This is a genomic window from Longitalea arenae, from assembly GCF_016924755.1.
Taxonomy (GTDB): domain Bacteria; phylum Bacteroidota; class Bacteroidia; order Chitinophagales; family Chitinophagaceae; genus Niastella; species Niastella arenae.
Map to the genome: position 1 here is coordinate 969,901 of NZ_JAFFJX010000002.1, position 23,266 is coordinate 993,166.

12 protein-coding genes are annotated in these 23,266 nt (G+C 44.5%); 4 read left to right on the top strand and 8 right to left on the bottom strand.

What is annotated here, in order from left to right; all coding sequences use genetic code 11:
* The first annotated feature begins 2 nt into the window (after nt 1–2).
* Together JT717_RS08585 and JT717_RS08590 are read left to right on the top strand one after the other, a co-directional pair.
* Nucleotides 3–10,100 carry a LamG-like jellyroll fold domain-containing protein gene (locus JT717_RS08585; protein WP_205509787.1) on the top strand — a complete coding sequence of 3,366 codons (10,098 nt, stop codon included), beginning with the start codon at nt 3–5 and terminating at the stop codon, nt 10,098–10,100.
* The gene (locus JT717_RS08590) at nt 10,078–10,419 is read left to right on the top strand and encodes a hypothetical protein (protein ID WP_205509788.1); all 342 of its coding nucleotides are present in this window, start codon (nt 10,078–10,080) and stop codon (nt 10,417–10,419) included. The genes JT717_RS08585 and JT717_RS08590 overlap by 23 nt, the downstream gene beginning before the upstream one ends.
* Before the next feature lie 1,785 nt (nt 10,420–12,204).
* Here the strand turns inward: JT717_RS08590 and JT717_RS08595 are convergent.
* The 4 genes from JT717_RS08595 to JT717_RS08610 form a co-directional block, all read right to left on the bottom strand.
* Entirely contained in the window at nt 12,205–14,688 is a 2,484-nt protein-coding gene (locus JT717_RS08595) for a TonB-dependent receptor (protein ID WP_205509789.1), read from the bottom strand.
* A gap of 46 nt (nt 14,689–14,734) precedes the next feature.
* Nucleotides 14,735–15,070: a DUF6686 family protein gene (locus JT717_RS08600; protein ID WP_205509790.1), complete on the bottom strand. Its 336-nt coding sequence runs from the start codon at nt 15,068–15,070 to the stop codon at nt 14,735–14,737.
* Nucleotides 15,071–15,459: 389 nt separating this feature from the next.
* Nucleotides 15,460–15,852 carry a carboxymuconolactone decarboxylase family protein gene (locus JT717_RS08605; protein WP_205509791.1) on the bottom strand — a complete coding sequence of 131 codons (393 nt, stop codon included), beginning with the start codon at nt 15,850–15,852 and terminating at the stop codon, nt 15,460–15,462.
* Nucleotides 15,853–15,918: 66 nt separating this feature from the next.
* Complete coding sequence (locus tag JT717_RS08610; RefSeq protein WP_205509792.1) at nt 15,919–16,767, bottom strand: sigma-70 family RNA polymerase sigma factor; 849 nt, start codon at nt 16,765–16,767, stop codon at nt 15,919–15,921.
* Nucleotides 16,768–17,421: 654 nt separating this feature from the next.
* On the opposite strand from JT717_RS08610, the gene JT717_RS08615 reads away from it, so the two are divergent.
* Together JT717_RS08615 and lepA are read left to right on the top strand one after the other, a co-directional pair.
* Nucleotides 17,422–18,036 (top strand): hypothetical protein, encoded by a 615-nt coding sequence (locus JT717_RS08615; protein ID WP_205509793.1) that lies wholly within the window; start codon nt 17,422–17,424, stop codon nt 18,034–18,036.
* Nucleotides 18,037–18,124: 88 nt separating this feature from the next.
* Nucleotides 18,125–19,918, top strand: coding sequence for a translation elongation factor 4 (lepA, locus tag JT717_RS08620; RefSeq protein ID WP_205509794.1), 1,794 nt, complete (start codon nt 18,125–18,127; stop codon nt 19,916–19,918).
* A gap of 240 nt (nt 19,919–20,158) precedes the next feature.
* Here lepA and JT717_RS08625 read toward each other — a convergent pair whose 3' ends face one another.
* The 4 genes from JT717_RS08625 to JT717_RS08640 all read right to left on the bottom strand — a co-directional run bounded on the left by JT717_RS08625 (nt 20,159) and on the right by JT717_RS08640 (nt 23,248).
* Nucleotides 20,159–21,199 carry a hypothetical protein gene (locus JT717_RS08625; protein WP_205509795.1) on the bottom strand — a complete coding sequence of 347 codons (1,041 nt, stop codon included), beginning with the start codon at nt 21,197–21,199 and terminating at the stop codon, nt 20,159–20,161.
* An 89-nt stretch (nt 21,200–21,288) separates the two neighbouring features.
* A complete protein-coding gene (locus JT717_RS08630; protein ID WP_205509796.1) occupies nt 21,289–21,846 on the bottom strand; it encodes a D-glycero-alpha-D-manno-heptose-1,7-bisphosphate 7-phosphatase in 558 nt (185 codons plus the stop codon).
* Between the two features lie 12 nt (nt 21,847–21,858).
* Nucleotides 21,859–22,557 carry a nucleotidyltransferase family protein gene (locus tag JT717_RS08635; protein WP_205509797.1) on the bottom strand — a complete coding sequence of 233 codons (699 nt, stop codon included), beginning with the start codon at nt 22,555–22,557 and terminating at the stop codon, nt 21,859–21,861.
* A gap of 112 nt (nt 22,558–22,669) precedes the next feature.
* Nucleotides 22,670–23,248: a D-sedoheptulose-7-phosphate isomerase gene (locus tag JT717_RS08640; protein ID WP_205509798.1), complete on the bottom strand. Its 579-nt coding sequence runs from the start codon at nt 23,246–23,248 to the stop codon at nt 22,670–22,672.
* Between the last annotated feature and the right edge of the window lie 18 nt (nt 23,249–23,266).

Below are 23,266 nucleotides of genomic sequence, written 5' to 3' on the forward strand. Positions count from 1 at the left end.
TCATGATCCATCAATTCAGGGTAAACAAATTCCTCTTCTTACTGCTTGCGGTGATATGCAGTTTGCCAGCATTGGCCGGTGTAGAACCTTATCAAAATCAATTGAAAGGGGCTATAAAAAAAGGTGACTCGCTGATCGTAAAAGATGAAAAATTCCGGAACGTGAATTTCGACTGGAATGAGATCACCAATCGCACCGTAAAGAACTATGTGTCGCTGCAGCTCACGTACGACACACCGATAGTATTGAATAAACCGTTTTCCTGCGAGGTGGATCTGAAAATAGAATATTATTCAACGCCCGACCAGGCGGAACCAATGGTCATCAACAGTGTAAAATTAAAGGTGAATTTTTCACCGGATACCGGCGCTACTTACAAAGCCAAAGACGTTTATTCGTTCAGCAATGGCTACCTGGTGAAGATCACGGTAAACAATATCAGCAGTCCCGAAATGGGGGAGAACATACCACCTGTATTACAGCTGACCAACCAGGTAGTGATTGACAGGCAATATAAATTTCACCCTGAGCAACCCATCGATTTTAACGGTAGTATTATTACCAATACCACAACAGAGGCGGGCAATAACATGAAGATGATGGCAGCATCGATGCCTCCCAATACCATTAACTGTTATTGGCTGTATGTCGCCTGGACTGATTTACCCGGTGCCGAAGAATACGACCTGGAATGGGCCGTTTTTGATGAGGGAACCGAGCAACAGGGCGTCCTCAACCAGGTAATGAATAATCAGGCTGTGCCGAATGAGGTGCTGAATGAACTGTTCCGCAATAATGCTACCCGCATCACTACGCATGAACAGACCTATTATGTAACCATGGCGTATAATGCGAAATACATTATGGTGCGCATCCGGCAGGTTCACTATAATACTGACGGATATCGCGATGAAGCGCCCTGGACTTACCAGGTTTCCGGCGCATACCGCTTTTGGCCCATTGACTGCTGGCACGAAGAAAAATTGAACTGGGAATATTCCGCCACTTTTGCTGAAGAAGGAAAAAAGAAAGAAATACTGAGCTATTTTGATGGTTCATTACGTAACCGTCAACTGGTAACTATTAATAATAGTGATCAGGTAGCGGTTGTACAGGAAAAAGTATATGATGAGTTTGGCCGGGCGGCAGCCGATATTTTACCAGCGCCTACAGATGATGATAAATTTCATTTCTTTCCCAATTTTAACCGAAACATAAACAATACTACATACGATTACCGGAATTTAAACCAACCAGGTACAGGTTGTGAAACTATTCCGGCCCCACTGAACGAGAATAGCGGTGCGGCGCGTTATTATTCTGCGCAAAACCCTTTTCTTCCATTAAGTTCACCTTCTCCTGACGATCCCTGGGCTACTGCACGCCGGAAATATAATAACTACATCCCAAAGGCCGAAGGATATCCAATATCTGTTACTCAATTTACCAATGACAATACCGGTCGCATTCGCGTACAGGGTGGGGTAGGTCCCAAATTTCAACCGGGCGCAACTGATCGTCATGTAACCAAATATTATTATGGCAAACCCGAAACCTGGGAACTGGACCGCTTGTTTGGGAACGATGTAGGTTATGCCAATCACTATCAGAAAAATATGGTGGTGGATCCCAACGGACAGATCAGTGTAAGCTATATCAATGCTGCTGGAAAAACCATTGCCACCGCCCTCACAGGGAAGGCAGCAGACGGGATGGATGCTTTGCCATCGAACCCCGGCAAGAAACAGGAAACTTTCACCATCCTGCGCCCGCAACAATTTGTATTTGACGCTACAGCATTAAGCCTGAAGGCAAAAACAACTTACCTGTCATCGGTAGAAAACGCCACTGCTGTTTTTAATTATAATATTCAGGAGCTGGTATATACCTATCAGGGCACCAGCAAACAAGGCGCCGCTTTCCAGGTGTGCAGCAATTGTTTCTACGAAATGAATATTCGAATAACGGATGATTGCGGAACGCCTGTTTATTCCATTACCACGCCCATCAAAATAGGAACAGAAACGGGCAATTGTAACTACACCCCGCAAACCTATCAACCATTCAGCTGTGATTTCAAGAACATAGGCGAATACTATATCAGTTTTGAACTCACACTGAGTAGAAAAGTAATTGAGGATTATACCAACGCTTATATCCGACAAAGGAATGATAATCATTCGCTGAAGACTGAAATGGACTTTATTTTCGATTATCTGAAAGACCTGGATATCAATGGTTGTTTTAATGAATGTAATACCTGCGAAGGCGCTCTGGGCACTGAAGCGCAATTCACCCAGGCAGTTGTAACCACATTCGGGAAATATGGTTATGAGCCAGCGCAGATATCACCGGAAATATATACCTACATCTCCGGCTTATACAATACTTTACGCAGCAACTGCCTGGCATTGAGAGCTACCTGTATGGTATCTTCCTGTTCTAAATATGAGAAGGCGATGCTGGAAGATGTATCACCCGGTGGGCAGTATGCGCTCTTCAGCTTTGAACCCTTTACAACACTTGAACCGAATACAAACGTAATTGCTCAAAACTGGCGGCCAACGCCCCAAACAGGCATCTTTCCGGCAAGAGTTCCGGGAACTACAGAATATGAAGCAGAAAAATTTACCGATGAAAATGGCAATACCACTTCGCCATACGATGGTAATTTTACACTGGAAATGCTGATCAGATACTGGAAAGATGAATGGGCGACCAAATTCCTCCAGTTCCACCCAGAGAAGTGTAAACTTGATTTTTGTAATGCCAACAGCAATTACATAATGTGGGACGACCAGGTGCAGCAGTTTATTAATAAAGCAGCCGACATTCCCAATATACCAGGCACCAGCGGATTAGCCTATTCATATACAAATGGGGCCTGGTTACTGGCCCAGGATCCGTTCTTCAGGAACGGCGCGCCCGGTGCTGCGTACAGAAGCCAGATGGAAGCTGATCTGAACTATTTCAGCACTAATATAATGAATGTGACCGCAGCTGGCGCCAATGTAAAAGGCCTTACAGCGGTAATTGATTACCTGATGTATTGTGCCGACGTGGATGGAAGCACCAACTCAAACCCTGCAGGTAATAGCTGGAATGACTGTTCGCCGGTGGCCAATTGCCGTGTACCCGATAAAGAATGGAACCAGTATAAAGACATGTATTTCCAGCTGAAACAAAAATATTACCAGATCGTAAGGAACAATACCTCCTGCGCCGGTAAATGCTGTGAATACCGGTTACAAAACCTTGCCCAAAAATTATCCGCCAACAAGTTCTCAGACGTAAGCGCTTCCGGTACTGAAACTATATATACCATCGTACCCGGACAAGAAAATCAGCCGCCGGCCGACGCTGCTTATTGTACGAACGGAACTATAACCATTAAAGAATTCCATAAATGTTACAGGATCTTCATGCCTGGTTCCAATACGCCCTATGAATACTATAACGTTTGGGTAATTGGTTGTTCACGCGACTTCTGCGCGAATGCGCCGGTATACACGATGGAAAGCCAGTTAAGCCCCTATAAGTTTTATGCGAATGGCAGATACTATTATGTAACGCTTAGAAATGGCGGTGGTACTGCTCCTGAATGCGAATATAGCCCCGATTATAAACCCTGTATCAAAGTAGCTGTTGGTGGTAATACATTAACATTCGTTGACGCCAGTATTAATTCCTGCAGCATTTGTGCATGGGGCGAACAAAATATTTATGCAAAATCTCAACTGGCTACCAATGTATATGAGTTGTACAATACAGCCGTGTACCAGGTTTTTCCCAATACGCCATCAAATTACAATCCTGGAGGAAGCAGTTATTGTTCAAATCCTGTACGCGACTGGTTTCCCTGCTTCAATGTAACAGTGAACGGAACTACGCAGACTTTTTACAATGCTACGGTACTGTATTGTCCGCCGGGTTCTACCTGCAACGGCGTTCAGGGTTTTGCGGTAAGCTCAGGAGGTGGAGGCTATTATTCCTGGACTGACGGAATGGAGCTTTATGAATATCATGTATCACCTTATGATCCCAACTATCCACCCCCTTATCCTTGTGGGCCGGACGTTAACTCAGCAGGATATATGGCTTTTACCGGAGATCAGTGTGCCTGGTTTTATTTTAATAACGGACAACCACATGAATACTGGAAAAATGTGTACGTCTATGAGTGCCAAACAATTTTTTCGACTATGCAATCAGGTCAATCTGATTTAACTGTACTTCGAAAACAATATGAGACCGCCGAAACACATGTAATAAAAGACTATAACGACCATTCAATATACCTCGTAAAGAAAACCAGTGAAAAAGACAAGGCAACGTGGCAGAAGGGAAGGGGAACCGATAGTGGCATGACCAGACCGGCCAGGGTAAAAGATTTTGGCATATATCGTTACAGGCGAATTTTTTCTCTTACTACAGGCAAAAATGTATACAGCCATTTCCGTGATGTATGGGTAGCCACCTATATGCCAAAGGCTGTTGCAAAACCAGAGAACAAGCGTACAGGCAAAAATTTGCAACCCCTTAGCGCCTCCTCATCTGATGCGGCAATAACAACTCTGTCGGCCACCTGCCCCAATGAATTTAAAATTAAAAAATCACGCTTCCCTGAATTTAATTATAACTATAACCAGGATCTGCAGGCTATACAGGATGAGAACAACGCCCTCATCAGCGGGCAGATACAAACCAGTTGCGAAGCGCAGGCCGACAAATGGATACAGCAACTTGAAAAATGTTTGCTCCTGTATCCCGGCCAGGAAAATGCCTTAAGAACCAAACTGATTCAGGTATGTATGAACGGAGGGGATATAGATCATCCATATGGTTCCAGCACGATTCGTCCCGGCGCTACCGGCACCGCCTCCTTTAAACAGGCGATCATAGAGGTACTGGGTTTAAGTGCACTTACGATGACGTGTAACCCCTGGTTGATAGATGAACCGCATCCATATGCCCCCAAACAACAATCGGTATCAAAAACGCTTGGCAATACCAATGCCTCATTGTGCACCCGTTTGCAACAACTGATTACAGATGCCGGAGGCAGTAACCTCCTGTACAACTACCTGAAGAATAAATACGGTGATGCCATGAACCTCACAAGCACTCAGTTGAATATGCTTGTGAAATCATGTAACAATTGCCGGTACATCCTGGAAGAAGATATACCGTTACCCGTGTTCATGGAGCCGGGAACAGTTGGGTGCATTACCAAAGCAGATTATGATAATGCAAAAGCCGAATTGGCCACCGAAATGGGAGGTAACCTCGATGTAAACCATGAGAACTATCCGGATCTATTGACCAATTTCCTGAATCACCGCTGGGGCTTCTCTATGGCATACCACCGGTACCTTGACTATGAAACCAAATTACAATCAAATCAGTCGGCCATTCTGTGTAATAATGTACCGTACACTGAAGTGGCAGTAGACCAGTATGTATGTTTGAAATCGCTCGTTGAATCAGCTATCATCAATGGACAGCGTGATTATGTTGTGTATATTGAAGAAGAGAAACGTAAATTCAGAGTTGAATACATTAAGGTGTGCTCACAAACACAGGGAAGCGCACAAATAACAACGGAACAGCAAACCTATCATTACACGTTATATTATTATGATCAGGCAGGCAATCTCATCCGTACGGTTTCACCGGAAGGTGTACGGCCCCTGACCGAGCAGGAACTACCGCTGGTAGATGAATACCGGAAGCAGGGAAATGTAGTTGATTGCAGTGCGTTTAATAGCGCAGCTACAGAAACTAAATCAATAGCCCTGAGCAGGATCAGCACAGCCCTGCAAAGCGGCAATGGCAAATCGCTCGAGCTGTGGCTCAATGGCAGTGGCCCTACCCGTCATGTACGGTTTGTAACTCCTGATAACAGGTTTTTTTACCAGGCAGCTATTGCTGATAATAAGCTGTGGGTTGAGTTATATTCCCTGCAACCAGGAACCAATGGAGATATTAGCATTACGCTTTCCAATAATGCAGTAGCAGATATAAGTACGATTCAGGTACAGCGCTGGTCGCACCTGGTGGTAGAACAGGCTACTGATTTCGCCGGTGGACAGTGGACCTTATATCTCGACAACCATAAATTGACTTTATTACCCGGCTCAACACTGCCTCCTTACCCGTTTGAATGGGAAATCTCAAGTGGCCCCACCGTACCAGCTGATGTGGTAAGTGAGCTCAAACATATTCGTTTGTATGACCGGTTATTAACCGACCCGGAGATAAGCGCCGATTTTTATAATCAATGCCAGGCGCCGGAAGGACAGTTGTCGGTTAGTACCAGTCCGCTAATAGTATGGGGGCGGTTTAACCTGCCCAGCATGTGTAACAACACCGCCAATACCCGTCAGGTAGGTAATCGCGGCGCATTAAACGCGCGTGGTAATTTGAATGGAAGCCAAACCAATTCATTCAGCAGTATTACCAATACATTTACCGTGGAAATGTGGGTAAACCCGGATGCGCCCCATGAAATTGATGCAGAATCGCAAACCGGTACAGCAGGTATGTCGGGGCAGAAATACGCTATTTACCCAACTCAATATTCGGCAGCCAGCGGAACAGCAGGCATGGGTATATCAGTTGGTACAAATGGCGTAAGCGTATATGAAAATGCAGATTCCTATATGCCGCCATTGCTGGTATGGCAGGGAACAATTACCGGCTGGAAACATATTGCAGTAGTGTACAATAATAAAGTACCCTCGTTATACATCGATGGACAGTTTGTAAAATCCGGGGTGGAAAGTACAAAAAGCACGATAAATCCCAGCTATAATTTCTGCACGGGACCATATGGTACTATGACCGGAGGACTCGATGAAGTACGGATCTGGAATATTGCCCGTACCCAGGCTGAGATCAATGCCGACTATCGCCGTAGTATAGCACCATCTACGAATGGCCTGGTTGCTTACTGGCCCATGAGCCGGGAAGATGGAAGCGATGTGTATGATGTAACCTGCGCGCATATACCGGTTCACCTGTCAGCAAACTATACCTGGACAACCACTCCGGCAGCGCCTGTTGCGGACGTAGTACCGCTCGATTATGCAGTACAGGGTATTTATCCAAGGCATCGGTTGACGACGAGTTATGCGTTTAACAGTTCCAATAATTTCGTTCAGATAAAATCTCCTGATGGAGGGGCAAGTTACTTCTGGTACGACAGGTTGAGCCGGCTGATCGCATCACAAAATGAAGAACAAAGAACGCCTCATAACAATATCAATCCTAACAGGTATATGTATACGGAATATGACAAATTAGGTCAAATAACAGAAGTAGGAGAAAAGGTAAATGGGGAAGCATTGTCGGCTCCTGGCTACCTTGAACAATTAACAATTGATGAGTTCCAGGCAAGTGGAACCAATACCCAGATCACTTCCACCATATATGATCAGGTACCAACAGGTAATGGCGTACAAACAGCTTTACTACAGGACAATTTACGCAAGCGGATCAGTGCCAGTTTATTTAAAGAATTAGAAACCGGTCCGGTTGTACAGGCGTCCTATTACAGTTATGATCTTACGGGAAATGTTAAAACTTTGTGGCAACAGGTAGAAGGGCTCGATCTCAAACGGCTTGACTATGAATATGACCTGGTAAATTCAAAACCGAATTTTATTTCATATCAAAATGGCAAAAATGATCAGTTCTATTACTCATTTAAATATGACGCCAACAACCAATTAACGGAGGCATTCTCTGGTGTTGCGGCAATGGTAAAACCACATGGAGGCAGTTACCTTTTAGATGGCCGGTTAGATGCGTTCTATCAATATTATCTTCATGGGCCGCAGGCACGTATTGAGTTAGGACATAACAAGGTGCAGGGATTGGATTATGCGTATACCCTGCAGGGCTGGACGAAAGGTATCAACGGCGATAAATTAAATGCAATGAATGAAATGGGTAATGATGACAACCCAGTTGCCCGGGATGTGATGGCGTATTCGCTTGGCTATTATAACAATGATTACAAGCCAATCGGAACAGGTGCAAATGCATTCTCTTTGAACTACAACGCACAACTTAGTGATGCAAGCGGTAATGAATTGTTCAACGGAAATATAAGTAATACAACAGTTGCCCTGAGTAAATTCAGGAACGGAGATCCAATTGGATATTCATACCGTTACGACCAGTTGAACAGGCTAAAAGCAACGCATTATCATCCATTGCTGGCTTCTACAACTACCTGGCACAATAATACAAAGGCAACCGATAATACGTACGGAGAAAATATCACATACGATGCTAATGGCAACATTACAGCTTATAAACGAAATGGGATTATCAACCCTGGCAATACAGATGCCTTAATGGATAATTTGACCTATGTTTACCCGGAATTGATTGATCCGGTAAATAATCTGGGGTATAAGGTCAATAACCAGTTGCACCAGGTTGGCGATAATGTTCCGGAGAACAAGTTTACACAGGCACTTAATGGAATCGAGGACATTGACAATCAAACAAACTACCAGTATGACAAAATTGGCAACTTAGTTAAGGACCAGGTTGCAAATGCCACTACCGATATCACATGGACTGTATATGGAAAAATAAAGAGCATTACAAAAACAGAAACCAATAAAATTACCACTATTACGTATTCATATGATCCTGCAGGGAACCGGGTCAGGAAAACTGTTTCGGTGAATGAGGGAGGGAATACCACAACCAATACCACCTGGTATACCCGCGATGCCCAGGGCAACAGTTTGGGAATTTACAGTGACATGCAGAATAACCAGGCAGGAATATGGTGGAAAGAACAGCATTTATATGGCAACAAACGCCTTGGCATGTGGGCCCCCGGTATCAACATTAACACTACCGATGGCTCAGGCGAATGGACTATATTTGGGAAAACAACCTATGAATTAAGCAATCATTTAGGCAATATTCTAGCCACTGTTACAGACAAGAGAATTGCAGTGCCTTCTTCGGAAAACAGTTCTGTGGCAGACCATTATGAAGCTGATGTTACAACTACACAGGATTATTATTCGTCGGGCATGTTAATGCCAGGCAGAAAATGGAGTATGAGTAATTACCGGTATGGATTCAATGGAAAAGAAAATGACAATGAAATGAAGGGCGAAGGCAACAGTATTGATTTTGGCGACAGAGTATACGATCCAAGAATTGGGAAACTGTTAAGTGTTGATTACAAATCATCGTCCTATCCATCACATAGCCCATATAGTTATGCGGCAGGAAATCCAATACTCTACATCGATCCTGATGGAAATTCTGTAGAGCCATCCAATATCATTGTTACCAAAGAAAGGGGCACTTCTAAATTTAAGGTTACAGGGGATATAGTCGTCAAGATCCAGGTCATAAACCTGTCGGCAAAAGCAACTAAGGATTTATATATTTACGACTATATAAGTAAAGTTAAAGGTGGATTATCTGACATTTTAAATACACCGGCAACTTATTCCGTAACAACTGATGTAGACATGCGTGTTGGAGGCAAGGGAACAGCATCGAATAAGTTGATCCATACCGGCAAACCTCGTGAAGCCCAATGGACTTATGACTTTAATGTGACTGTACAAATTGAATTGATCGACAGTAAAGAAAAAATACGGGATGATGCACATGTGCTTGCAATTGTTGATGGTTATACGCCAAGGCCTTCGGTAGATATTGAAGGTCATCCCATGATAACACCCATTGGAGTATCAAATGGCAATAGAATTGCTACCGTAGGTGTAGAAGAAATCGCTAACATGAAAGTTGATGCTCAGCTTCATACAGCCTTGCATGAACTTGCGCACTCATTAGGGGTTTCACATTTCTGGAACAAAAAGCCAGGCGACTATGGCACCCCAAATCTGATGGACTACAAGTATATTAACAATTCGCTGACCGATAAACAGCTGATTACTGATCTTTGGTTTAGTAATTTATTAACTCCTAACTTCTTGCTACAAAAACTTAATAATCCCAAACCCTGGTCACAGGAAAAAGAGAAGTTTTCGACAAGTAGTAAGGATGAATTAGAAAAAACAATAAGTAAAAATGGAATTCAAACAAGCAGGTAAGCAAATTTTGCCATACGTTATTAGTTTAATTTTAACGTCTTGTACAAATGACCAGTCATCTGATCTAAAAGAAGCAGGTAAAAATTATTATGATAAGGCTTGCTTAACCTGTCATCTTACAGGTGATAATACTTTGCATCAGCCTTCCTTAGAGAGGATGAGCAAATATGATAGAAGGGATTTATTAAAAATTTTTAATAAACTAAGGAAGGAAGATTATCATTCACAAATATTACCAAATGATTACAAGATCGATTCTTTACTGTCTTATATTAAATCGTATAAGAAATATGATGCAATACCACAAACCGGTAATTGACGAACGCGCCCTGGCCTTATCTTTATGATGGCATTACGGCAGATAACACTTCGGGTGTTATATGAATGTTTACGGGTGGCAATACTACCGGTAATCAAAGATTGATTAAAGATGCTTCCGATAATGGAGGTATCGGAACATCCACACCGCAATCAAAGCTGGCTGTAAATGGAGAAATATTTGCAAAAAAAGTAAAAGCTACCCAAACAGGCTGGGCCGATGATGTTATTTGAGCCGGCCTATTCTAAACAAAACACGCCCTGCGCAAAAACAGGGCGTGTTGACAGAAGCATAAATATAATTTCAGCCTGTACCTCACACTCGAATACAGTCCATTTATGCTTCTCTGTGCGTGCCGACTTATTGATTTATCCTATATAACAATAATGTTGTTTCTTCATGACCTAACGCAGCGCATATGCATTCAGCCTAAAACATGTTATTCAAACACATTTAACCACCATCGATTTTTGTAAAGGTTGTATTCTACAATCAGAAGCTTTAGCCTTATGCTGGTTGGAGAGCTTGGCTACCGGTCTATCGCCTATCAGGAACCGAAGATAAAATTCCGAAACGAATATAACAAAAAAATAATAGCAAAAAAAATCCCGACTTATAGTCGGGACAATCTCTTTGGATGGTTTCCAAAAGGATCATTGATTCTGGTCTTTCATAAAATTGGATCTCGCTTCAAACCGGGTTACTAGGTACGGAATACGGATTATGGACAACGTGCATCAAAGGGTACAAATGAGCCCCACGGCCTTGGGTTTTTCTACGGATGATCGGATTTCGGATCGTTTCAAAGGGTCGGGTTTTTGTTTCAAAGGGTCTGGTGATCATTTTCAGGATACGGTTGTACTTAGGGTTCACAGGATACGGCTTTTCATCAAGGTACGGGTTCGGGATTTAGGGATTGCTACAAATCAGTTCTCAAAAGGTACAGGTTCGGGATTTAGGGATTGCTGCAAATCAGTCCTCAAAGGGTACGGTTCAATTCAAATCTTTTAAGTCTACCAGTGCCGGTCAGGCTCGTTTTCAAGGGTCAGGGTTTAGGGATCGCTACAGATCAGTCCTCAACAGGCTCGGGTTCGGGATTCAGGGATTGCTACAAATCAGTTCTCAAAAGGTACAGGTTCGGGATTTAGGGATTGCTGCAAATCAGTCCTCAAAGGGTACGGTTCAATTCGAATTATGTCAGGTCTACTGGTGTCAGTTCAGGATCGGTTTCAGTTCATAGGGTTCGGTCGGTTTTGCTCAGGATTTCATTGGATTTTGCTGCTTGATCGCTGTTCGGGTTTAGGGATTGCTACAAATCAGCCCTCAAAGGGTACGGATCGTTCAGGTTATATTCAGGGTTTAGTGGCTACTGTTCAGGTCAGGATTCAGTTTCATAGGCCAGGTTTCGGTTTTTGTTCAAGATCATCGGATCTTGCTGCTAAGTCAGGTTCAGGATACGGTTCAGATCATTCGGGGTTTTGTTTCTTTAGGGTTCGGATCAGGCTTCGGTTTCATTTGCATTGGATTGTTATAACGATGTAAAAATACAGTCCCCGGCACCCCCTTTGCAAATTTTGAACATACTGCTTCGGCAGTTTGATGATTAATGCCCGGAACGCATAAAGGCATTTACTTAGCCCTATGGGTTAGGTCGGCGTTTATTGTAAGGGAAATAAGCGCGCTTTGCTAACCGGCATAAGGGTTCGAAGGGCATAAAAAAGCATGGCACGGCTCCTTTTGAGAAACCGTGCCATGCTTATGCTTACTATCTGTTCAGGTAATAGCTTAAAACTTGAACGCTATGCTGGCGGCGAAATTCCTGAGCTTTTGGGGATTAACAGTGGTATAACCCACCCAGTATCTCTTATTGGTAAGATTGTCCATTTTCACCGAGATCCTGAACTTCGGTTGGTCATAGAACACAGATGCATTCAACACTGTATACTCGGGGAGGATGAAAGTGCCCAGGTCTTTGCTATTGATAATCTTATTCTCACTGGCGTAATTACCGCCAAAACCGGCTCCTAATCCTTTTAACCGGGGGCTTTGCAGGCGATAGCTGATCCACCAGTTGGCCAACCAGGGTGAACCGGCTGTACCCGGGCGCATTCCTTCCAGATTTTTATCGTCTGCCTTTTCAAGTTCTGATTCGTTGTACGACATTCCCGCCACCAGGCTCAATCCTTCTATCGGACTTGCAACCACTTCGGCATCGATACCTTTGCTGATCTGTGTACCATCCTGGATGGAGATATTGGCGTTATTGGGGTCGGGACGGATCACGTCTGTCACCCTGATCTGATAAACACTTACCGATGCACTTACTTTACCATCCAGCACATCCAGTTTTACGCCGCCTTCCAACTGGTTCGCCTGCTCGGGTTTGAAGTCATTTGTTTTAATATCAGGGTCTCTGTTAGGATCCCTGGCGCCGTATTTATTGGTGAACGAATTCTGATAATTCGCAAAAAGCGAGACCTGGTCTTTCACGGGCTGGTATACGATACCGAATTTGGGCGACAGGAATGTTTGGCTAAACGGTACGCGGTTAACAGCTGTTCCCGTTACATTATCAGCCGGACCGCGATTATTGAAATGATCCAGGCGTAATGCTGCCAGCACCATCAGGTTGTCGGTGATGTTGAACATATCGCTAACATAGGCACTATACGAATTGGCAATAAAATTCATGGGGTAGGTAAAGTCATCGCCTTCTTCCTGGTATAACTTATCCATATTGGTGCGGTTAAAGCTGCGGTATTTGCTTTGATAGGCTGCTTCCGCTAGATTCTCCTGGTTCAGGGCAGAAATGGTATCGTATGTATTGCCGCCAAAGAACTGGTCAGTAAAATGGTGGGTAAAATCCAGACCGCCCACAAAGCGGTTCCGGAAACGGCCGATCGCAAATTCACCAATAAAATTCTGCTGCAGTTCTATCACCTGGTCCTTACTGTTATCGGTATATTGATCATTCCGGGAAATATAACCATTACCCGCTTCACCGGTGCCGGTTACAGCGCCGGTCGACAAGAGGTAAAAATAAGGCGACGGGCCATCAGAATAACCATTGGTAACAGAGAGAGAAGTTTGTGATTTCCAACTTTCTGAAATGGCATAGTTCATCTGGCCGAAGAAATTCATGTTCCTCGACGTCTGGTACAGGTCTTCGCTTGCGTAAGAACGTTTGTAATCGATATTCAACTGATCGGCTTTGTTAACGCCCAACGCTGAAACGGGTTGCTTGTAAGGGAAAAAGAATACGTTTAAACCGGTGTTCTGTCCGCTGTAAAACTCTGCATCCAGTAAAAAGTTCAATTTGTCATTGACTTTATAGGCTAGGCTGGGAGCTAGCACAAATCCCCTGTTAAAGCCATTATCCATGAAGCTGCCTTCTGTTCTGTAGGCCGCATTTACCCGTAATAATACATTTTTAGCGGAATCAAGGGGCGTATTGATATCAACGCTCAGGCGGTTGTACTGAAAACTGCCGGTGGAATAATTCACCTCACCACCAAAATGATCATATGGCTTTTTGGTGACCCGGTTCATGATACCGCCATAAGAGGTAACTACATTGCCGAATAAAGTGGCTGATGGTCCTTTGATCACTTCCAGTTTCTCCAGGTTGGCAGCGTCGGTAAGCCCTGAAACATTACCGGCAATACCATTTCGTACGGTGCTTTGTACAATAAAACCACGCATATTATAAAAACCGCCGCCGTCACCGCTGCGGCCGGTAGCATCCCACATTTTCTGAACGCCGGGGGCATTTCGCAAGGCATCGTCCACCGAAAATACCAGTTGCTCGTTCAGCAGGTTTTTCGAAATGCTGGTATATACCTGTGGATTTTCTATGTTCTTCAAAGGCATTTTTGAAACATAGTCACTGCTGGTTATCCCAAAGCGGTTACGGCCACTGGTTACCACCACTTCACGCAATTCCCTGGAAGAGATCTTTAATTGAATGGAAACCGCGGTTACTCCATTGCCATCTACCTGTACTGCCTGTACGATCGTCTCATAACCTACCTGTGAGATCTCCAGCTCATAATTACCTGCTTTTACATGATGCAGGGAAAATGTACCGTTCTCTTCGGTAACGGCTGCTTTTTTGGTGCCCTTGAGCACTACTGTAACAGCAGCTGCCGGTTTGCCATCGGCTGTTGTAACACGTCCTTTAATAATGCCAAAGCCGTCTTCAGGATCATTGGCCAAAGCCGGGAAGGCGGCAAATAATAATAAAGCCAGAACAAAAGATAACCTATTCATTGGGAACTTATTTTTCAGATTGGAACGCAAAACTGTTTTATTGTATCTATTCTCCGCTCAGTAAACTCATTAACTGCTGTGATTGTAACTCCGTTTCAGCGAGGTCAAGCATATGATGCAGCTGTTGCAATTCCCGTATACTAAGTAGCATACGAACACCGTCGCAGGGAACAGGAATGGCCAGGGTCTTTCTGTTGATGCCGCTTGCATCCACCGGTGTTTCGTTGAACATGCGCTTTATAAAGCGGAAAAAATCGTAGAAGTCGGCACGGTTCCAGGTTAACAACAAATTGCCGAATGCCACCTGAATGGAATCGCATCCCCGGCATAGGATCACATAACCGCTTTCATCGTCATGAAACAAGGTCTGGTATGAACACATAAGGTATTAATGATTTTAAATATCAGTGTAATTCCCAGGTATCGGTGTTGGGAAAGCAAAAGTAGCCCGGCAGTACCGGCGCGGGTTTCAAATAAGGGAAATCCATTTACGCGATCAGGAAAAAGGGAGGATGACAGGTAGGGATTGCAGGAGGAGCGCAGCATGAAAGGGTGAAAGTGATCACATTTGAGGATCTCTAATATCTCTTTCGATGTAAGACATATGTAAACCGAAGAGTTATTGTTCATCCCTGCATGCGCCGATCACCTTCAACCCTTTTACCTTGCTTTTTTATTGAACCATAAACGAAAAACTTGCTAAACGGTAGCTGCAGCCTCAAGTACTTTATACTGTCCCGGCTTTGGTCCGAATGAACGGACCAGCCGGGTTCAGGAATTGATCTGAATTACAGCCAGAGTAAGGTCGGCGATCTCGTCTTTGCTGAAGTGTTTTTTCAATTCATCATGTATGGCATCGCTGTTCTCTTCTGCGGGCATATGGGTGAGTAATTCTGCAAAAGCCAGCGCTGCCTGTTCTTTAGGTGAGTAGTAATCAGTTTCACGCCAGGCTGAGACCGAGATCAGGCGCAGGGGTGATTCGCCGGCATGGATCGCTTCTTTATAATGCATATCCAGGCAATAGGCACAGCTGTTGATCTGGGACACCCGCAGGTAGATCAACTCAACCATTTTATGATCCAGTCCGCAATTGTCTACATAATTTTGTCCCTGCTTTAGTGCATTGTAAACGCCGGAAGCCTCTTTAAAGGTAATTCTTTCCATGATAGATATAGTTTGGTGGCGTACATGACAAAGAAGGGAAGCTCCGTGTGACAGCTTTTAAATTTTTTAGATCGCTTTATTTCTTTGTTCTGCCAGTGCCGCCAGCTTATCCGGATTTCGCATCTGATAAACCCGGTGGATCAGTCCATCCCGGAACTCAAAGATCTGGCAGTTCACCAATTGTTCATTTTCAAAGTAGAAAATAGCAGGATGGTGGTTCACTTGTCCATACTCAAAATGCCGGTCGTGGTAGAATTTGTTGAAGATACCGGCCAGGAACAACGAAGCGCTTTCCACCCCGATCAGCGGGTTGAGGGCAGCTGCGGCTTTACCACCACCGTCAGAAACCAATACGATATCCCTGCTCAGCAGCTGTTCCAGCTTTTTGATATCGCGGCTGCGGATAACGTCCATGTATCTATCCAGGTATTCGGTAGGCGTTTTCACGTTTTCGTTAACGGTCACATTCTGAAGCTCTTTCCGGGCTCGACTGAGTATTTTTCTTGAATTTTCAATGCTGATGTCCAGCACTTCGGCAATTTCTTCGTGTTCGTACGAGAATGCTTCTTTCAGGATGAAAACGGCCCTTTGTTTGGCATCCAGCTTTTCCAGCAACACCATGAGGGAGTAGGAGAGAATGTCTTGCTGATTCAACCCGGCATCAGCCGTTTCGGTGGCGACGGGTTCTGGTAACCAGTTACCCGGGTAAGCGGCTTGCATCTTCTGTAACCTGTTGCGGGCATTGATGGCGCGATTGATCACCGACCTTGTAAGGTAGGCTTTTTGATTTTGAATGTCGGCGCCAGTGCGGTTGATCATCTCAAGCATAACATCCTGCACTACATCTTTAGCTTCCTCGTAAGAGCCGAGGATATTATAAGCGTAGGAAGTAAGCAAAGGTCGAAGGGAATCCATATGCAAATGTAGGAAGGAATAAGGAATAGGTTTATTTGTCCCCGGTTGACTAAGTTTAAGGTTCTGCCAATTAAATTCTATCCTGCCCCGATCAAATAATTGGCGCCATTTGTCAGTTGAGGGCTGCTGTTCATCAATTTACAAGGCCAACCCCGCATATTGTACCTGCCATCAATGTATTTTCTACTATCTGCTCACAGGAATCCCCGGTTCCCTGACAGGAATTGCGAATTCCCATCCCGTTTTTAGGTTCCCTAATGAGTTTTGAGAATTCCCGTCGGGAAACCTTACAGGCCATCCGGTTTTCTGATTTCCTACCCGGTTTTATGATTTCCAGAGAGGTTTTACGATTTCCTGCTGAAGATCCACCTTTCCTGGCTGGAAAAAAGTTTTTCCGCCAGGAATTGCCGTTTGCTGGCTGGAGCGGCGATTTGCTACATTAAAAAAATGCTTCCTGCTCAACGGGTAAGTTTCAAATAATTCTTATTTTTAATCTGTCAGGTCAATTATCGGCAAAGCCCACCTGACCACCCACTACGGTTAAGCCTCTCTTCTAAAACGACATTCATTTACAGGGGATTCTAACAGGTAAGCCAATGCTTATCAGTTATGCGCATGTATGGTTTTTGACCAAAATGTAAAAACACCCCGTATATGAAAAGAAAACTCGCCCTGAATTTTAAAGAGACGAAGGATAGTGATCTTTATTTGATTGCAAATTATGTTGTAGAAAGCATGACTGACAACGAATATTTTCCCGACCCGGGAATGATGATCATCGAGTTGCGTGAGATAAGTACCCAGTTTAGCCAGGCTATGTCGGAAGCCGGTAACAAAGACCGGGTAAAGATCGCCATCAAGAACGATCTGAAAGTTTTGCTGATCAAAAAACTGAAAGAGGTGGGAGCATTCGTTAGAAATGAATCAAAAGGTGCAGAAACACCCATGTTTAGCAGCGGCTTTCCCATTTTCACCCCACGGGAAGAAATAATCCTGAAAGCGCCCACCCATTTCAAGGTCTTGCCAGGTGCCAATCCCGGAGAGATCTTAATGAAGGTTCGACGCGTACATGGCGCAAAATCTTACCAGTATCGATGGACGCCCGATCCCATAACCCCGGCCAGTGTTTGGCAAAGTGAAATTGATACCCGTTGTAAAAGAGTGATCAGGGGATTGCCACTAGGCATAAACTACTGGTTCGAAATGATAGCGATAGGTTCCAATAGCCAGATGGTATATACCCAAAGACTTAGCCGCTACATTTCCTGAAAACCAACTGCAAAAACACATTCACATTCTCTCTGTAATGCCACTAAAATCAGTTACTTTTGCGGGTATTTAAAGGACAATCGACTGAATGAAGAATATCCGCAATTTTTGCATCATAGCACATATCGACCATGGTAAAAGCACCCTGGCAGACAGACTGTTACAATCTACCAATACCATCAGTGAACGGGAAATGATGGACCAGGTCCTGGACGATATGGACCTGGAGCGGGAAAAAGGGATCACCATCAAGAGCCACGCCATTCAAATCAACTATAAACATACTGACGGACAGGAATATATCCTGAACCTGATCGATACTCCCGGCCACGTGGATTTCAGCTACGAAGTGAGCCGCGCGCTGGCTGCCTGTGAGGGCGCCCTCCTGCTGGTGGATGCTACCCAGGGTATTCAGGCACAAACTATCAGTAACCTGTACCTTGCCATCGACAACGACCTCGAGATCATTCCCGTGATCAATAAAATTGATATGGACGGCGCCATGATCGAGGAAGTAAAGGACCAGATCATTGAGCTGATCGGGTGCAAGCCGGAAGATATCCTGCTGGCCAGTGGCCGTACAGGCATTGGTGTAGACGGGATCCTGCAAGCGATCGTGGAACGCATTCCGGCTCCCAAAGGTAACCCGGAGGAGCCCCTGCAAGCCCTGATCTTCGACAGTGTATTTAACAGCTTCCGGGGCATTATCGTATACTTTAGGGTTCTGAACGGCACCATTCGCAAAGGTGATATCGTAAAATTTGTGTCTACCGACATGGATTATGAAGCCGCAGAAGTAGGGATCCTTAAACTGAAGATGACAGAGAAAAAAGAAGTAGGCGCTGGTGATGTAGGTTACCTGATCACAGGTATCAAGAATGCAAAAGAAGTAAAAGTGGGTGATACCATTACCCTTAAAAATAATCCTACCCAGGAAATGATCAAAGGTTTCCAGGAAGTGAAACCAATGGTGTTTGCGGGCATCTTCCCGGTGAATACAGATGAGTTTGAGGAGCTTCGTGACTGTATGGACAAACTGCAGCTGAACGACGCTTCGCTTACCTATGAGCTGGAAACATCGCAGGCCCTGGGTTTTGGTTTCCGATGCGGATTCCTGGGGATGCTGCATATGGAGATCATCCAGGAAAGGCTGGAAAGGGAGTTTAACCAGACGGTGATCACCACCGTTCCCAACGTGAGTTTTATCGCCTATACAACCAAGGGCGAAAAGATCATTGTGAACAACCCGACCGAGTTCCCTGACCCGGTAAAAACAGACCGGATAGAAGAACCATACATCAAGGCGCAGATCATTACGAAACCCGAGTATATCGGTAATATCATGACGCTTTGTTTGGGCAAACGCGGTATCCTGCTGAACCAAAGCTACCTGACCACCACCCGTGTGGAGCTGCAGTTCGAGATGCCCCTGACTGAGATCGTGTTCGACTTCTACGATAAATTGAAAAGCCAGACCCGTGGCTATGCATCTTTCGATTACCATCCGATCGGCTACCGCGAAAGCGATATTGTAAAAATGGATATTCTGTTGAACGGCGACAAGGTAGATGCTCTCAGCGCGCTTATTCACCGGAGCAGATCCCAGGATTTTGGCCGCAAACTTTGCGAAAAGCTGAAAGAACTGCTGCCCCGCCAACAATTCCAGATAGCCATTCAGGCTGCGGTTGGCGCCAAAGTACTGGCCCGCGAAAATATCAGCGCCATGCGGAAAGACGTTACCGCCAAATGTTACGGAGGTGATATCAGCCGTAAACGCAAACTGTTGGAGAAACAGAAAGAAGGTAAAAAGCGTATGCGCCAGATAGGTAATGTGGAAGTACCGCAGGAAGCATTTCTCGCCGTATTGAAACTCGACGATTAACTTTATTTACGAAGTGCAAGGGGGATTCCAATAATTGAATGATTATTGGAACTATGCTAACAAAAAATACCAGTAAGGATCAGCGGATGTTGAATTCTTATATATTTGCCATTGCTTCTTTATTCAGGTGCAGGTAGTTTTAGCGCAACAAAGCCCTGTAATGGAACCTCAGACCTGTATCAGTGACAAAACGAAAAACCCCAATTTACATTGGGGTCAATTCTTTATCGCTGGTTATATCTATCCTTTTTTCTTCGGTGGTGCACTTTTTTTGGGAGGTGTTGTTGTTGCCGGTGGTATTCCTAATTCTCTTTCCATAGTTTTCCGGGAAGCTTCCTCAAGCCGCTGCTCATTGGCATTGCCCGCATCATCCAGGATGGTTGATTCTGTCGGGAACTGACCGTCTTTCAATTTCATGTCAAATTCCAGGCGTGGTACATGCACCCACTGGCCATTCTGCCATTTGAACGCTTCAAAATCGCCATCCGGTATATACGTAGATTTCCGTTCCGGTTCATTCGTTTCAGAGATAAGATGATCGAATACAATGAGATCTTTTTCAGGATCGTAATTGAAGAAGGTTTTAGCTTCTTTTTTATATTCAATATTAAAGCGGGCCTGTACCGGCTTCTTTACGGAATCTTCTTTAAAGGAAACCATAGCGCCGCCGAATACCGGTTCTCCGCGTTCGTTGAAATGTAATACTTCCAGCCATTTGCGGTTACTGCTTACACTGAAATCATCAAATCCCAGCAGGGTATAATACTTCTTACCATTATGTTCTTTGGCAATGATGCGGTAATAAATAGCGCCTATCCAGTTGTTGCGGCCGCGCACCGAATCAAGCGGTTTGGGCGTGAACATCGAATAGTCGAACAAAGGGAACAGCTTTAGTGAGCCGTCGGGCATATTCATTTGTATGGCGCCTTTTTGCAGATACACATATTCATCTTTTTTCAATTGCCAGGTGAATATGCGGAAGGTACTATCGGGCGCATACAATTTTGAAATATTCAGAGAATCGAAAGGATAGTAAAATGCGTTTTTTACCTTCAGCGCCCGCACAAGCGTGCGGGTGAATAAACTGTCTGACCTGAAACGGTCAGCGGCACTTTCACTGAATACCATATTGGCTGAAAGCTTCTTTAATGTATCTTCCTTGCGTTCCAGGGCCTTACTATCTGCCGGGGATAGCCGTTGTGCCGATGCGGGCAGCACAAAGAAGAAACCGATGATCAAAAACCAACTGGTAAAACAGTATTTGAAATAGTGGTGATTCATAGTTAAAATATTGTGAACGCTTAACGAGGCAAAGTTAGTAAGATGCCCTGCCGATTTGGGTATTGGAACGTGAAAGGGTTGATAAAATTTCATGCATTTTGCAAAGCTTTTGCAAAATCGGCTAAAGAATTAAATGCCAGGTCAATAGCAGGGTGGGGAAGCTCCTGTTCAGGGTTGGTTGTTTTAACAAAAACGGTATGAATGCCGGCATTGCGGCCAAACTCCATATCACTCATATTGTTGCCTACGATCAACGATCGTTGCAGGTCAATTTCAGGGTAATCTTTCTTCGCCTCATAGATCATCCCGGGATTGGGCTTGCGGTTGGGATGGCTGGCGTCATTCGCAACACAATAATAGATGCGGTCGATGCGCCCTCCGGCTTTTAGAATGTCGGCTGTCATGCAGCTATGAATATTCAGCAAATCAGCTTCCGTCATCAGTCCACGCCCCACACCGCGCTGGTTAGTGGTGATGATTACCAATCCGAACTTGTCGGTCAGCGTTTTTAAGGCATCCAGCACCCCGTCATAAAAAACAAATTCGTCGTAATTATATACGTAATCCTGGTATTTTTCGTGATTGAGAACACCGTCCCGGTCAAGAAATAAAGTCCAGCTCTTATCAATCTGTGTAAGGTCTAACATCTGATAATAATTTCAGTTTCTCAATTCCCGGTTTGCTCTTTCAAAATCTTCGGGTATGCCAATATCAATAAAATAGGCATCCTGCACGATGCCGTACATGGGCCGGCTTGTATACAGTTGCTCCAGGTAATCTTTTTCAAAGGAGAACTTTTCCGGTAAACCTTCGCTGAGAAATGCAGCTACCTGTAATGCATATATGCCGCCGTTGATGAGGCCGCTTTCGTAGAACTGCTTTTCCTTAAAACTTTTGATAGCGCCATTGCCGGCAATTTCTACCACGCCATACCGGTCAAAATGCTGCATCGGTTTTAAGGCCAGCGTACAATGTGCCTGTTGCTGCGAATGAAATGCAGCCAGTGCCGGTACCTGAATAGAGAACATCGTATCACCGTTCAGGATCAGTACCTGTTCTTCAGTAGCCTGCTTACAGGCAAGCTGAACGGCGCCACCGGTTCCCAGCGGTTCCTTTTCAATAACATATTGTTTAGGAAGGTTCGCATAGGACTGATCCAGAAACTCCTGGATCATGGCATGTTTATACCCCAGTGAGAAGATGAACTTTTCAATACCCTGTTCCCTGAAATAGTTCATAACGTGGGCCAGAAACGGTTTTCCTGCCACCGGCGCCATACATTTCGGCAGATCGGGTACGGCACTGCGTAACCTGGTTCCCAATCCACCGGCCAGAATAATGCACTCTTTAATAGCCATGCTTTAGAATAATAAAAAAACTTATTGATCACGATCTATAGTGCAGGTCTCAAGTTTCAGGTTACAGGGCCTCAATAGATGTTCCCTGTAACCTGCAACCTGTAACTCCTGATTATTTATTAAAGTATTGTTCTTCCACAAGCTGGCAAACAATATGCCCCAGCATGATATGACTTTCCTGAATGCGGGGTGTATCTTTCGAGGGAACATTCACCAGGTGATCGCTTAACAATTTCATTTTACCACCACTGTCGCCGGTGAAGCCTACGGTTATAATGCCTTTTTCACGGGCTGTTTCAAATGCTTTTACAATATTGGCGGAATTGCCGGAAGTGGATAATCCGATCAGCACATCTCCTTTTACCCCGATGCCTTTAATTAATCGTGCATACACCACATCATAACTGTAATCGTTGGCCACAGCGGTCAAATAGGAGGTATTGCAATGCAATGCTTCGGCAGGCAATGCGTCGCGGTCGGTATAAAAACGGCCGGAAAATTCAGCGGCCAGGTGCTGGGCATCAGCAGCGCTGCCGCCATTTCCGCAGAAATACACGCGGTTGCCATTCCGTAATGCCGCGGTTATGATAGTAGCCAATTGATCAATAGTACCTAATAACACCGGGTCTTTCAAAATGCTTTCTTTGGTACTGATCGACGCTTTGATAATGTCTGTAATCTTATTTGTCATAGATATTTATTAAATATG